Genomic DNA, 15,036 nt, shown 5'->3' with positions numbered 1-15,036 from the left:
CGCCCTGCGACTTTCCGCTGCTGCTCAACGGACTCGTCAACGTGGTACCTCCGATTGGGCGCCCACCCCGCTCACCATGCTTCGCACTTGCCGCGCCGCAACCGACAGCGTGGCGAGATCGTGGGTTCCGGACTCGAACAACTCCGACAGCGCTGCCCGAGCGCGTCCGAGCCGGGACTGGTTTTTCGACTCCCAGTATGCAATCTTTTCGTCCGCTGTCTCCTCCGGGTCACCGCCGGAGAGCACGTCGAGGGTCAGCGAGCGCAGCGAACCGTACATATCGTCGCGCAGTGCGAGCCGGGCCAGCGCGTGCCAGCGATCGCCGCGTTCCAGGTGGCTGACCGCCTGCAACAGCCAATCGATCTTGAGGTGATCGTTGAGCGCGTAGTACAGCGAGCCGACCTCATCGCCGTCGCGATCGGTGATATCTGCGATATCCAACACATCGAGCAGCGGGAACAGATTCAGCAGCCCGAAGACCTCGGTGGCGAGGTCGGTCGGCGCGCCGCGCGCGATCAATTCGGCGGACTGATCGGTCAGTATCGAGACGTGATGTCCGCGCAGCCAGCCGGGCACCTGCGGCGCCAGCTCCCGCACGCCCCTGCTGTACCGGTTGATCTCCGCGCCGACCGCGATCGGCTGTGGACGGTTGCTCAGCAACCAGCGCGAGGCGCGGTCCAGCGTCCGCTTGGTCTCCAGCTCCAGTTCGTCGCGCACCGACACCGATGCGTCGGTGGCCCGGATCCGCACCCACATATCGTGCAGGTCGAAGATCTCGCTGGCCGCCGCGAACGCGCGCACCGCATCCGTCGTGCTGGCTCCGATTTCCTCGTTCAGCCGATGGGCGTAGGTGATGCCGCCGTAGTCGACCATTTCGTTGACCACCATCGTGGTGGTGATCTCCCGACGCAGCCGGTGCCGCTTGATGGCGGTGCCGAACCGAGCCCGCAAAGGTGTCGGGAAGTACTGCGGCAGCCTGCTGGCGAAGTACGAGATATCCGGCAGATCGGTCTCGAGCAGATCGGCCTTGAGCGAAAGCTTCACGTGCGCCATGAGATTGGACAGCTCGGGCGAGGCCAGACCGGTGCCCTCCTCGAGTCTGCGCTTGATCTCCACCTGCGATGGCAGCGCCTCAAGCTCGCGGTCCACCCCGCGACGCGCCTCCAGATCCTCGATGAGCCGCTCGTGCACATTCAGCATCCGGGGCGCCTCGGCCCGCGAGATGCCCATCAGGAAATTCTGAGAGACGTTGTCCTGCAACACCAGCTGGGTGACCTCATCGGTCATCGAGGCGAGCAGCGGATTGCGTTCGGCCTCGGGCAGTCCGCCCGCGCTGACCACACCGTCGAGCAGCACCTTGATATTGACCTCGTGGTCGGAGCAGTCCACACCGGCCGAGTTGTCCAGCGCGTCGGTATTCATCTTGCCGCCGTTGCGGCAGAACTCGATGCGGCCGAGCGCGGTCGCGCCCAGATTGCCGCCCTCGCCGATCACCTTGACCCGCAACTGTTTTCCATTGACCCGCACCGCATCATTGGACTTGTCGCCGACCTCGGCATTGGTCTCGGTGCTCGCCTTGATGTAGGTGCCGATACCACCGTTCCACAGCAGCTGCACCGGTGAGAGCAGGATCGCGCGCACCAGTTCCGGCGGCGAGAGCGCGACCACATCATCGGCCAGCCCCAACGCCCTTCGCGCCTGCGGGCTGATCGGCACCGACTTCACGGTGCGATCCCAGACGCCACCGCCGGTACTGATCAGCGAGGTGTCATAGTCCGCCCAGGACGAGCGCGGCAGCGCGAACATCCGCTGCCGCTCCTGGAACGAGGTGGCCGCATCGGGATCGGGATCCAGGAAGATATGCCGGTGGTCGAATGCCGCGACCAACCGGATGTGCTCGGAGAGCAGCATGCCGTTGCCGAAGACGTCACCGCTCATATCGCCGACCCCGACCACAGTGAAATCCTCGGTCTGGGTATCGATGTTCATCTCCTGGAAGTGGCGCTTCACGCTCTCCCAGGCACCCTTGGCGGTAATGCCCATCGCCTTGTGGTCGTAACCCGCCGAACCACCCGAGGCGAATGCGTCACCGAGCCAGAATCCATAGCGCTGCGCCACATCGTTGGCGATATCGGAGAAGGTCGCGGTGCCCTTATCGGCGGCAACGACCAGGTAGGTGTCATCGCCGTCGCGGCGGATCACCCGCGCGGGCGGCAGCACGGCACCGGTTGCCCGGTCCACATTATCGGTGACATCGAGCAGACCGGAGATGAAGGTCCGGTAGCACTCGACGCCCTCTGCGCCGAGCGCCTGCCGATCCGCGGTCGGATCACCGGTGGCCGCTGGCGGCTGTTTGACCACGAACCCGCCCTTGGCGCCGACCGGGACGATGACCGCGTTCTTCACCGCCTGCGCCTTCACCAGACCCAGGATCTCGGTCCGGAAATCCTCCAGCCGGTCCGACCAGCGCAATCCGCCGCGCGCCACCGGACCGAAGCGCAGATGTACGCCCTCGACCCGCGGCGAGTACACAAAGATCTCGAATTGCGGCCTCGGCTTGGGCAATTCGGCGATCTCGCGCGGCTCGACCTTCACCGAGACGTACCCGCGCGAATTGCCCTCGGCGTCGGTCACATAGTAGTTGGTCCGCAATGTCGCCTTGATCAGCGACAGGATCGCGCGCAGGATGCGGTCGGCATCCAGGCTGACGACGTCGTCGATGCGGCCGCGCACCCGGGTCTCCAACTCGGCGGCGTGCTCGGCGGATTCGGTATCCGGATCGAACCGCGCCGTGAACAGATCAGCGAACAGCTTCGCGATATCCGGATACGCGAGCAGGACCCTGGCGATATTCGCCTGGCTGTACGGAAAATCGGCCTGCTGCAGGTACTTCGCGTACATCCGCAGGATCGACACCGCACGCCACGGCAGCCGGGCGCGCAGCACGAGTTCATTGAGCGCATCCGCCTCGGCTCGGTCGTACCACATCGCCTCGAAGGCCGCGGTGAACCGATCGTGCAGCCCTTGCTCCGCCGAGGCCAGCGCATCGGCTCGGGCCGAGGACTCCAGCAGTTCGGCGTCCAGATCCTTATCCAGCGAACTGCGCAGCAATTCCGGCCGGGCCAGCAGACCGAAGTCGTAGATCCAGCGTTCCCCGCCCTCATCGCCGGGCACCGGATCCAACAGGATCTGGTACGGCCGTTCGTCGACCACTTCGACACCGAGACTCTGCAGCACCGGCAGCACCTGGCTCAGTGAGATGCCGGTGCCGCCGATGTAGAGGGTGAACCGCCACGAGCCCGGAACCGAATCCGCATGGCGGTACAGGTATTGGTCGATCGAACCCTCGGTCAGCCGCTCCAACCGGACGACGTCGGCCAGTGCACGGTCGGAGGCGAAATCCTGTTTGTACGCCTCTGGAAACGCCTCGGCGTAGCGCTGCACAACCCCGGGATCCAGCACGGTAGAGGTGCTCACCGCATCGTTGAGACGGTCATCCCAGGTGTGCGTCGCCTCGGCGAGCAGATTCTGGATGCGCAGCCGGTTGGCATCGGAGGTATCGGCACCAGCAACTGCCTCGCGCGGCGCCCCCAACCCCGTCTCCGGCATGCGCACCGTGAAATACACACTGGCCAGTTCGCTTTCGCTGACCCGCGCCGAATAGTCGATGGAGACGCCACCCAGTTCGCGGACCAGGATTTCCTGCATCTCCAGCCGCACCCGGGTGGTGTAGCGATCGCGAGGCAGATAGACCAGGCATGCGACGAATCGGCCGAAACCGTCCGAACGCAGGAACAGCCGAACCTGCCTGCGCAGACCGACATTCAGGACCGCGGTGGCCGTGCGGCGCATGGTCTCGGCATCAGAGGAGAACAGTTCGGTGCGCGGGAACGACTGGATGACCTCGAGCATGGCCTGACCGGAGAACGAATCCAGGTCGAAGCCGCTCTGCTCGATCACCGCGCGCACCCGGCGCTCGATGACCGGAATGTCGAGGACGTTCTCGTGCACCGCCGTCACGGTGAATACACCGATGAACAGGTGCTCGCCGACGATCGTGCCGGACTCGTCGAAGTCCGCGACACCGATGAAATAGGGGTACACCGAGCGGTGCACGGTTGCGGGCACCAGGCCTTGGGTGAGCATCAGCAGCGGGCGGTCGCCCGCGTTGACCGGCACTCGGAAATCGGTGCCGACATCCGGGCGCAGCACGCCGAGGCAGGTGCCGGGCAACGGATTCGAGATCGTCTGCCTCTCCTCGCCGCCGAATCGGTAGCGGGCGTAGCCGAGCACGGTGAAATTGCCACTGTCCAACCAGCGCAACAGATTCGCGGTATCGACCAGATCGGTATCGGAGAACGGCGCGTGGCCGGATTTGGCGGCCAGCTCGAGCTCATCGGCCAGATTGCTCTGCACCTGTTTGATGGCCTCGGTATCGCCGATGACCTGACGCACGTCGGCGACCACATCCGGCATCGACTGTTCGATCCGGTCCAGTAGGGCGCGACTGGTCGAGGGATGCAATTGCAGGTGCATCCAGGATTCGCGCAGACCGGTGCTGCCGTTGCTATCGACCTCGTGCGGCGCGGCGCTGGTCAGCCGTCCGTCCGCATCGCGCGTCACCTCGAAGATCGGGTGGATCACCTCGCTCACGCTGACGCCCATCCTGCTCAGCGACGAGGTGATCGACTCCACTAGCAGCGCCATATCGTCGGTGACCAGCTGCACCGCGGCGCCGAGCCCGGAGGCGTCGTCCGGGTGGTACACCCGGACTAGCGCCCGCCCGGCCGTGCGGGTCATCGCGAGCTCCATATGCCGCCGGAAGATCTGGGTGATCCCGGTGATCGCGCAGTCCACATCGCCCGCGTCGACGTGGCGGAAATACGCCTCCTCGAGCGTCGCGAGTTCGCCGCGCAGCGACTGCGGCAATCCCGCGGCCCACGCCGCGCTGGACAATTCGGACGAGACAGTCATTTTTTTCGCCAACTCCTCGGATTCGGTTCCGCAACAAAGTGACGCCGGTCCGAGAGTAGCTGTGCCTTGCAGACGCGGGGGTGAATTCCCTTCTAAATGCAGGGTGTTCACCGATACCACAGCGTTCGCCGCTTGGTTGCCGAGGTCGATGATCCCGGCACAGCACCCGATCGGACCGGCAACGTCAGGTAGACGCGATCGCGGTGGTAGCGACCCAAAGCCCGGACTGCGCCTGCGCATGCACGTTTCCAACCATAGTCAGATCTGTGGCCGGATGTGCATCGACCGTATTTCCTTCGATGCAGACGCCGCCGGGTGCGTGTTCTCCGCAATTCCTTCGGCAGAACGACCGTTCGATGGCGTCATGCGCGGATGCTACCGCTCGGCGGCCTGCGACCAGCCGCCGAACCGGATCGATTCCGAATGCCGTTCGGCGGTGCCCACCGTGGATTGCTCGGACTGCGCCCACTGGTGCACGCCGTCACCCCTGTCGAGCTCGGGTTCCGCTGTGATTCATGCGCACGCCACATCGTGACGCCGGACCTCACGCTTCGTTCATGACGGGATCCACCGGCATATCGAGAGGCAGTGAACGCGATGCCACACATCAGCGAACGAGAGGCGCCGGTCCAGATCGCCAGTGCCGCCTATTTCGCGCCGCCCGGACACCCACCGATCGTCACCTCCAGCACCGAGATCGTGGAGTTCAGCCCAACGGGCGCAGTTGCGGCAAGTGACGGCCGTGCGGGAGCAATATGTACGCGAGTCGGGCACATCACGTGATGTCGACTTCTTGTTGACGACCACGTCGCTACGGCACGTCGCGCTGGCGAGCGACCGGCGCGACGGTGCGCGCGACGGAATCGAGCTGCTGGCACCGTATTCCGGCCGCGGCATCGTCAATGCAGGCGCCGTGACCTTCCACGGTGTGGTCACCGATGTGCGGTACCGGGCCGCGGAGCGGCACGGGGACGGTCGACCCCCCGGACTGGTTGTGCACCGCCCGCGATACCTATATCCGACCGGTTGCGGCCGAGCCGACCGGTTGCGGCCGAGCCGACCGGTTGCGGCGGCGAGTTGTTCCAGGAGTGCGTCGCGTTCGAGTTGTCGGCGCGTCGCGCGGGCTTCATCGGACCACGAAGCGGCCTCGGCGATTTCGTCCTCCAGATCGCGCAGCGGCGAAAGGCCACCCGGCGAGGCGGTACACCGACCGCCCCGCCGAGTGCGGAACTCAGTCGCGGGTGAGCTTGCGGTGCGTCACCCGGTGCGGCCGGGCAGCTTCGATGCCGAGACGCTCGATCTTATTGGCCTCATATGCCTCGAAGTTGCCCTCGAACCAGAACCACTTGGCGTCGTTATCGCTATCGCCCTCCCACGCCAGGATGTGGGTGCAGGTCCGGTCGAGGAACCAGCGGTCGTGGGAGATGACGACGGCGCAGCCCGGGAACTGTTCGAGCGCATTCTCCAGCGAACTCAGCGTCTCCACGTCGAGGTCGTTGGTCGGCTCGTCGAGCAGGATCAGGTTGCCACCCTGCTTGAGGGTGAGCGCGAGATTCAACCGGTTGCGCTCACCACCGGAGAGCACCCCGGCGGGCTTCTGCTGGTCCGGGCCCTTGAAGCCGAAGGCGCTGACATAAGCGCGCGATGGCATCTCCTGGTTGCCGACCTCGATGAAGTCCAGACCGTCGGAGACGACCTGCCAGACGTTCTTCTTCGGGTCGATACCCGCGCGATTCTGGTCGACGTAGCTCAGCTTGACCGTCTCGCCGACCTTCACCTCACCGCTATCGGGCGACTCGAGCCCGACGATCGTCTTGAACAGCGTGGTCTTACCGACACCATTCGGGCCGATGACGCCGACAATGCCGTTGCGCGGCAGGGTGAACGACAGATCCTTGATGAGCTGACGGTCGCCGAAACCCTTGTCCAGATGTTCGACCTCGACGACCACACTGCCCAGGCGCGGACCCGCCGGGATCTGGATCTCCTCGAAGTCCAACTTCCGGTGCCGCTCGGCCTCGGCCGCCATCTCCTCGTACCGCCCCAGGCGGGCCTTGTTCTTGGCCTGGCGAGCCTTGGCGCCGGACCGCACCCAGGCCAACTCCTCCTTGAGGCGCTTCTGCAGCTTCTGGTCCTTCTTGCCCTGGACCTCGAGACGCTGGGCCTTCTTCTCCAGGTAGGTGGAGTAGTTGCCCTCGTAGGGGTAGGCGCGGCCGCGGTCGAGTTCGAGAATCCACTCGGCGACATTGTCGAGGAAGTACCGGTCGTGGGTGACGGCCAGCACGGCACCGGCGTACGAGGCCAGGTGCTGCTCGAGCCAGAGCACGCTCTCGGCATCGAGGTGGTTGGTCGGTTCGTCGAGCAGCAGCAGATCGGGCTTGCTCAGCAGCAGCTTGCACAGTGCGACGCGACGGCGCTCACCACCGGAGAGGTTGGTGACCGACTCGTCCGGCGGCGGGCAGCGCAACGCGTCCATGGCCTGCTCGAGCTGGGAATCGATATCCCAGGCATCGGCGTGGTCCAGGTACTCCTGCAGTTTGCCCATTTCGTCCATGAGCTCGTCGGAGTAGTCGGTGGCCATGAGTTCGGCGATCTCGTTGAAGCGATCCAGCTTCACCTTGACCTCGCCGAGGCCCTCCTCGACATTGCCGCGAACCGTCTTCTCCTCGTTCAGCGGCGGCTCCTGCTGCAGGATGCCGACGGTGGCACCCGGGGCGAGGAACGCCTCGCCGTTATTCGGCTGGTCCAGTGCGGCCATGATCTTCAGCACGCTGGATTTACCCGCGCCGTTGGGGCCGACGACGCCGATTTTCGCGCCGGGAAGGAAGTTCAAGGTGACATCGTCGAGCACGACCTTATCGCCGTGCGCCTTGCGAACCTTCTTCATTTGGTAGATGAACTCAGCCATACGGGAAAGCCTATCGGTGTGGGTATCGATGGAATGCAACAGAGCCACCACTGTCGCCGGGAATATCCGGCCGTGCGGTCAAGCGTCGACGGGCTCGGGATCAGCGAGCTGGGGCGGTGCGGAAGACAGGGACGTCGCGCCCTCCCCCAGCTCCTGGCCGTCGACGCGTGCACGATCATCAGCGCTGGATCGGTCACAACTATTCCGTGCCAGGGTACTGGGTCCGGACGCTACGCCCGAAACCGCGCGCCGGACCACCTGCGCGGTGCAGCGGGACAGGTCAGGGCCGATCGCGGTGGCACGCATTTCGACATCGCGGCGTTCCGCGCCGTCCCTGCCCCGGTATTCGTGTGAACGCAGTTGGCCGTGCGCGATGATCGGATCGCCGCGGCGCAGGGACGCATCGACGCCGAGCACCAGTCTGCGCCAGCAGCTGACCGTGAGATAGAGCGTTCCGTTGTCCACCCACTCCCCGGTCTCGGGATTGAACCGCCGGGAATTGCTCGCCATCCGAAAGGTCACCACCTGCTCCCCATTGGTCAGATCGCGCTTGATCGGATGGGTCACGACCGTGCCGATCACAGTCACCATCGCTTCGTACATCGTTGCGCCCCTTTACGTTTCGATCCGTCACGGATCGCTTCAGGTGTTCCGTCCTCGACATCGAAGACCCCTTCAGCCTGACGGCTCGTTACCCCATCCGGCCGCCCCGATTCCCGAATGTGGACAACTTCGAAACATGTGGACAGTCGCCACTTCATACATCTCGATCGACAGCAGACCGGCGGACTCGACCGGGCCCTGACCACCCGATGGCGATATCGACGAGCGATGGCGTCGAAACCCGCGCGAGTTAGAAGACCGCCAAGTCGGTATTGGCACCACACAGCACGATCACGGGCCGCTCTCCTTCGGCGGGCACATATGCGCCGCTCTGCACGGCGGCCAGCGCCGTCGCCCCCGTCAATTCCACGACGATCCGAAACTCCCGCCACAGATATTCGCGGGCCGTCGCAATCGCGTCATCGGTCACCAATAGTGACCGCACGTCATAGCGACGCGCGATATCCAACGCGATATCCCCGATCCGATTGGCGCCCAATGACTCCGTTGCGATGCGGGCGACATTCACCTCCACGGGCCGCTGTGCGTGCAATGCGGCGTTGAGCGTGGCAATGCCCTCCGGTTCGACCCCGACCACCTGCTGCCGCCGCCCGAGCGCCGCCGCGATCCCGGCCACCAGCCCGCCGCCACCGACCGCGACCAGCACCGGTGGTCGCCCGCGCACCTGCTCCTCCAGCTCCAGCCCGACCACCCCCGCACCGGCAACCACTGAGGGCAGGTCGTAGGCGTGCAATTGCAGGGCGCCCCGCTCGTTCGCGAGCTCGGTCGCGTAACGGTAGGCCTCGGCGTAAGTCGTTCCGTGCCAAAGCACTTCGGCACCGTAGGACCACATCGCGGCTACCTTGGTATGCGGCGCCGATTCCGGGACCACTACGGTGCACAGCTTGCCGAGGCGAGCGGAGGCCAACGCGGCCGCGATCCCGGCGTTGCCACCCGAGGCGATGACCACCTGATCGACCGGTCCGGCCGACTCCAGCAGCGCGTTGAAGCTGCCGCGTACCTTGAATGTCCCACCGTGCTGCAGGTATTCGAGCTTCAGCGTGACCGGGACGGGCCCGTTCGGTCCCGCGATCGACGTATGGAATACCGGCGTCTTGCGCACCTGTCCGGCCAGTCGTCTGCGCGCGGCACGGACATCGGATCGATACACCCGTCGGGCATGCCTGTTCTCCACCATCGTGGCACCCCGCTCACTCACTGCTTGTACCTCGATGGAACTCAATGACGCATTCCTCGGTCCCGCTTGGCCAATTCGGCGAACATGGCATTGTGGGCGGCCAACTCCGCGTCATGGTCCCGGTCGGCTGCCCGATCGGTCCGCTTCGCGAGTTTGGCATCGCTGCGCGACCACTGGATGAGCAGTGCCAGCATCACCACCACCAACGGCACCTCCCCGCTCGCCCACGCGAGGCTACCGCCGGTGCGCTGGTCGCCGAGCAGGTCGTTGTTCCAGCCCAGGGCGAGGCTGCGGAAGAACCACCCACCCATCACCGTGGTCATGCTCATCAGCGCGATACCGAAGAAAGCATGGAAGGGCAGCGAGCCGAATACCATGCCGAGCTTGGTCAGCGGCTGCACCTGACGCGGCTTCGGGTCGATGCCGATCACCACCCAATAGAACAGATAGCCGCTGAGCAGGAAGTGCAGGTTCATCATCAGATGCGCCGCATGGGAATCGACGAACGAATCGTAGATACCGCCCATGTAAAGCGCGTAGAACCCGCCGACGAAGATCACCGACGCGACGATCGGATGGGTCAGAAAGCGCGAGACCGGGTTGTGCACCGCCGCCAGAATCCATTCCCGAGGCCCGGGCACGCCATTGCGCCCGGCCGCTGGCAAGGCCCGCAGCGCCAAGGTGACCGCACCACCGAGCGCGAACAGGATCGGTGCCAGCATCGACAGCGCCATGTGCTGTCCCATGTGCACGCTGAACGCCGCAGGGGCATACCGCCCGACCCCCGACGAGGTGGCGAAAAGCAGGATCGCACAGGCCGATAGCCAGGCAATGGTCCGCCCGACCGGCCAGGCGTCCCCGCGCGCACGCAACCGCCGCACCCCCATCAGGTACAGGACCGCAAGCACGACGGACAGCGTGCCGAAGATCAAGTCGAAGCGCCAGTCGAACAGCAGTCGCGATGCCGACGGCGGGCCGTCCAGGTTGTAGCCGAGTTCGACCTCGGTAGGGGTCGGCACGCTGGTCGGCGGTGGCGGCGGCGTTCGACCCAACCCGACGGCCAGACCCATGGTGGCCGCGAAGATCAGCGCTTCCACACCACCGAATCGGATGAGCGCGGCGCGGTCGCGCGGGTTCGCGGCGAGTGCGGGCAGACTGGCGCGACGCTGCAGATATCCGACCCCGCCGAGCACCGCGAGCGCGCACGCCTTGGCGATCACCAGTCGGCCGTAGGTGGTGGTGAACAGATCGCTCCACGGCACCCGCACCCAGGAGTTGATCACACCGCTGACGCCGATCACGACGAAGGCGATGGTGGCGGTCAGCGAGAATCGCCGGGCCGCGATATCGGTGTGCCCGCCGCCGCGCATCGCGTACGCGAGCACCGCGAACAATCCACCGACCCACACCGCGGCGGAAACCAGGTGCAGGATCAGGCTGTTGGTCGCCAGGTCGTGCGCACCGCCCGCGGACGAATGCCCGGTCAGTGCCAGCGGCATCATCGTGACGACCGCACCGCCGAACAGCACCGGGGTCCACCCCCAGCGCAGCGCGAGTCGGCAACCCACTGCGACGATCAGCGCGAAAACCACCGTCGTGCGCCACGCCTGGGCCAGATCCACCTGACCGATCGCGCGCCACAACTGCTCCGGCCGCCAGATCTGACTCACCGGCTGCCCGGTGGTATCCGACACCGTCAGCGGTATCAGCAGCGCCGCACAGCAGGCCCAGCTCACGGCGAAGTTCGAGGCGCGCCGGACCGCGCGATACCCGCCGACATCGAGCAGGCCGTTCGCCTGCGGGGGTATCAGGAACGCGGCGAACAGCAGCGAGCCGACAGTCAATGCGGCGGACAGATCGGCGAGCGCCCGCAGCGCGGGCAGGCCATAGGTGGTCAGCGGTCCGGGATCCGGAATGCCGAGCAAGGTCAACGCCTGCGCCGCCGACAGTCCGACGATCATCGCAGCGACCACTGCCGCGATCGCACCGGCCAGCACCGTGATGGTCGCGAAGGTCGCCGCGGAGCCCGATTTACCCGTTTCGAGATCGGGTGCGACGGACGGGTCCTGCGGTGACGACATGGGACTGAGCGTAGTCGGCCGTTAATGCGTGGCCCGGTGGGGATTGGGCCGATATGGTGGCTAACGGATCGGAGGTGCGATGTCGATCATCCCGCGACTCGCTCGGCCCATGCGCCGCAGGTGGCTGAAATGTTGCTAACGCTAAGAACCTAGCCATCTGGACGGTCGCTATACTTGCCCTGCTGGACAGCACGGCCAATGTCGGCCATCGTGGAACCCACTGCCTCCGTAGCTCAGTTGGATAGAGCAAGGGCCTTCTAATCCCTAGGTCGCAGGTTCGATTCCTGCCGGGGGCACCACCCAGTACTGCGACCCGCTGACCAGCGGGGGCGCAGTTCCGTGGTGTGAGTATCCACACGATTGGCTCCGTAAACGCCAGATTCGAGATCTGGTTCGTCTCTCGGGCCCGATGGGCCAACGTGTGAAGTTGCCCAGAATGTTGCCGTGCCGCCCAGAGTTCTGCCCCGGCCGTCGCGATCGTCGATTCACACCGCCGCACCAACCGACGACAGCGCTCAGCTCCCCAGAGTTTCAGGCCCGCAGACCACCACCCCCGCACCGGGCTACCGAGGCGTCGCCTCGACTGCGACCGCCGCGCTGCGGGGCGAAGAGGATGTACGCGATCGCGCCGCCCGGGTTCGCTGGCGTACACCGCCAGCGCCCGGACCGTGCGACCGCCTGCGCACCGATGCTGGCCGAATTCCGCGCGGTGGAAACCGGACTCCGAATCCACACGCTGACAGCGCAGTCAATGCAGCCCGTTGGACTGCCATGACGACGGCTCGGTGTGGCCGAGTCTTGCCGCGAGCCGGGTGAGCCGTATTCGTGCGACCGAGCGGTAGGCCGGGGCAAGCACTGCGGCGAGCGGACCTTCCTGACCGAATGCGTGCTCGACTTCTGTTGCGGCACCGGCGGGTTGGATGCGCCAACTGCCCAGTTCGGTGAATCCCGGCACGCTCCAGCGGGTATCGATTCGGCCGGGTTCGATGCTCACGTAGTCGAAGGTTCCGGACAGTCCGGGGCGAACGATCAACCGATAGGGCTCCCCGATCACTGCCTCCGGTCGGCCGTGTATTCGAAGAAAAGCCGGGTTCCATTCGGGCAGTGACAACGGGTCGAGGAGCACGGCTCGCACCTGTTCCGGTGTCGCTGCGACACGTATCCGTGCGGATTGTTCGCTGATCATGATGTCGCCTGCGTCCGGATGGAGGCTGGCGGGTTCGACAAAGCGCGCGCCAGTCGTGCGCTCGCACCCGGATCATGGGCGGGCAGGATGACGAGTCCGGGCAGCGCCGCGCGGAGTTCGTTGACCAGGTGTGCCGAAGTTCGCATCTGTCGTTTATCGCCGACACCCGGCAGATGCCCCTCGGCGAGCAGGCGGTCGTCGTAGGTGAGGTCACCGACCATCAGCAGCGGGTGCTGTCCGGGGCGGCGCACCAGCATCGACAGCGATCCCGGGGTGTGGCCGGGAGTGCGCAGCAGCACCAGGCTGCCGTCACCGAACAGATCGTGTCCGCGCTCGAAGGGGCGGATGGCGGGATCGGCCAGACCTTCCGGTTCCACCTGCTTCCAGCGCAGGCCGGGCAGGTCGATGTGGGTCGGCATCAGTCCTCGGGCCTCGGGAAGAGGTTTGTGCAGCGAGTCCCATTCGATCCGGTCGATGACGATGTCCGAGCGATCGAGTTCGGGAAGCCCGCCGATGTGGTCCTGGTGCAGATGCGACAGCACCGCGGTATGGACGTCCCCGAGCGTGTGCCCGAGCCGGCGGATTCCGGCCGAAAGCGTCTGCGCCGGTTCGATGTCGAACTTGGCGAGCCGGGAGTAGACCAGCCCGTTCAGCCCACCGGGGAAGTAATCGGGGTCGGTGACCGACGCTCGGTCCTGGCCGGTGTCGAACAGGACCAGGCCGTCTCGATGCTCGATGACGAAGACATTGATCGGCCTCGGGTCGGTCCATCGGCGCGAGGTGAACAGCCAAACATAGGTGTTCTTCCGCGTCGGCCCGACATGTTCGGGGCGGATGGCGACCGTGCCGGTGCTGATGACCGACACGCTCGAGATGGGGTCCAAGGCAGTGCTCATGGCGTTACTCCTTCAGTAGATGTCGTGTAACTAGATTACACGACATCTACTGTTGAGCAATAGGTGTCGTGTAATGTTTATGTGGCGGTCCTACGTGGGAGCAGGAGCAATGGTGCGGATGAGGCGAGTGCGATGAGAACCGCGGAAGAGTTGCGGTACCTGATTCTGGCGATCCAGCGAGAAGGCAACCGACAGCTGGCAGCGCAGTTGCGGCCGCTGGGGGTGACTCCGTCTCAGGCGGAAGTGCTGCGCGTACTCGACGACTTCGGACCGCTGACCCTGGTCGGCCTCGGGGAGCTACTCGTATGTGAAACCACGACGAGCCCGAGCAGGCTCGTCGATCGACTGACGGGCCAGGGACTGGTAGAGCGCGAGGTGAGCCCCGGCGACCGGAGATTCGTCTCGCTGACCCTGACTCCGGATGGACGCCGGGTCGCACGCCAGATCGCCGCCGTCGAGAGTGCGCTGTACGAGCAGCTGGATCAGCTGACCGCCGGGCAGCCGATAGAACCGGCCCTGCGCGTATTGCGCGGGCTTGCCGACGGGTCATCCGCAGGCGAAGCGCTCGCCCGACGCCGCGAGGCAGCCATACCGAAATGAGCCTCCGAGGCTCCGATCCCGAGGAACACGTGGCCGCGGCCAAGATCGCTGGGCCGAATCGGAAGAACGCGGCGTCAATGAAGCCGTGGCCTCCTACGGGTCCGCGATGCTGAGCGCCGAGGCGGACCGACCTGCCGCCGAATGAATTGGCGCGATGTTCGCCCTCGGCACGTATGGCAGCCGACAGGACCTCGTCGTGTGGTATCGAACTCGTCGCCCTCGCCGCCCGCGACGCGCGGGCCCGAGAACGCCTGCGCGAGTTGTGGACTCAATGGTGGCTACCCGATCGGCAACACCAGCTCTGCGCCGAGTACTCGGCGGCACCGCCGGAGCGCGTCGCCCAGGCCTGGCGTGCCTGATCGAAGCGCACTGAGCCTTCCACCTACAGGACATCAATAAGCCCGAACGCGAACAGCAGGTCGGCTCCGCGGCCGAAGCGCTCCTCGCCACCCTCGAGCCCGCCACCACCGGGTCCCGAAAACGGCCAGTATGTTCAGCGGGCCGTCAACTCCGACCTGATCCCGGACGCACACTTTGCGTGATCCCAATATGCGATGGTTCGGAGTGGCGATCACGGCACTTTCCGCACC

The 15,036-nt window shown here is 65.6% G+C and carries 9 protein-coding genes and 1 tRNA gene; 3 read left to right on the top strand and 7 right to left on the bottom strand.

The window, feature by feature from the left end; translation table 11 throughout:
• Positions 1-36: 36 nt before the first annotated feature.
• The 5 genes from ABZ293_RS15790 to ABZ293_RS15770 all read right to left on the bottom strand — a co-directional run bounded on the left by ABZ293_RS15790 (position 37) and on the right by ABZ293_RS15770 (position 11,764).
• Positions 37-4,974 carry an NAD-glutamate dehydrogenase gene (locus tag ABZ293_RS15790; protein WP_355181094.1) on the bottom strand — a complete coding sequence of 1,646 codons (4,938 nt, stop codon included), beginning with the start codon at positions 4,972-4,974 and terminating at the stop codon, positions 37-39.
• A 1,231-nt stretch (positions 4,975-6,205) separates the two neighbouring features.
• On the bottom strand, positions 6,206-7,882 hold the full coding sequence (gene ettA, locus ABZ293_RS15785; RefSeq protein ID WP_354957583.1) for an energy-dependent translational throttle protein EttA: 1,677 nt from the start codon (positions 7,880-7,882) through the stop codon (positions 6,206-6,208).
• Positions 7,883-7,960: 78 nt separating this feature from the next.
• Positions 7,961-8,485, bottom strand: a complete 525-nt coding sequence (locus ABZ293_RS15780; RefSeq protein ID WP_355181092.1) for a single-stranded DNA-binding protein — start codon at positions 8,483-8,485, stop codon at positions 7,961-7,963.
• Positions 8,486-8,735: 250 nt separating this feature from the next.
• The gene (locus ABZ293_RS15775) at positions 8,736-9,683 is read right to left on the bottom strand and encodes a threonine/serine dehydratase (protein ID WP_355181166.1); all 948 of its coding nucleotides are present in this window, start codon (positions 9,681-9,683) and stop codon (positions 8,736-8,738) included.
• Between the two features lie 41 nt (positions 9,684-9,724).
• On the bottom strand, positions 9,725-11,764 hold the full coding sequence (locus ABZ293_RS15770) for a cytochrome c oxidase assembly protein (protein WP_355181090.1): 2,040 nt from the start codon (positions 11,762-11,764) through the stop codon (positions 9,725-9,727).
• A 222-nt stretch (positions 11,765-11,986) separates the two neighbouring features.
• On the opposite strand from ABZ293_RS15770, the gene ABZ293_RS15765 reads away from it, so the two are divergent.
• A tRNA-Arg gene (locus ABZ293_RS15765) sits at positions 11,987-12,063 on the top strand.
• A gap of 449 nt (positions 12,064-12,512) precedes the next feature.
• Here ABZ293_RS15765 and ABZ293_RS15760 read toward each other — a convergent pair.
• A complete protein-coding gene (locus ABZ293_RS15760; RefSeq protein ID WP_355181088.1) occupies positions 12,513-12,950 on the bottom strand; it encodes an SRPBCC family protein in 438 nt (145 codons plus the stop codon).
• The gene (locus tag ABZ293_RS15755) at positions 12,947-13,846 is read right to left on the bottom strand and encodes an N-acyl homoserine lactonase family protein (protein WP_355181086.1); all 900 of its coding nucleotides are present in this window, start codon (positions 13,844-13,846) and stop codon (positions 12,947-12,949) included. The genes ABZ293_RS15760 and ABZ293_RS15755 overlap by 4 nt, the downstream gene beginning before the upstream one ends.
• Before the next feature lie 132 nt (positions 13,847-13,978).
• Here ABZ293_RS15755 and ABZ293_RS15750 point away from each other — a divergent pair, with 132 nt between their 5' ends.
• Both ABZ293_RS15750 and ABZ293_RS15745 read left to right on the top strand, forming a co-directional pair.
• Complete coding sequence (locus tag ABZ293_RS15750; protein ID WP_355181084.1) at positions 13,979-14,446, top strand: MarR family transcriptional regulator; 468 nt, start codon at positions 13,979-13,981, stop codon at positions 14,444-14,446.
• A 173-nt stretch (positions 14,447-14,619) separates the two neighbouring features.
• Complete coding sequence (locus ABZ293_RS15745) at positions 14,620-14,805, top strand: hypothetical protein (RefSeq protein ID WP_355181082.1); 186 nt, start codon at positions 14,620-14,622, stop codon at positions 14,803-14,805.
• Positions 14,806-15,036: the final 231 nt, after the last annotated feature.

The sequence above is a fragment of the Nocardia sp. NPDC005998 genome, assembly GCF_040614395.1.
Taxonomy (GTDB): Bacteria; Actinomycetota; Actinomycetes; order Mycobacteriales; family Mycobacteriaceae; genus Nocardia.
The sequence above is the reverse complement of the archived record's forward strand: the minus strand, read 5'-3'. Positions and strand labels throughout refer to the sequence as shown.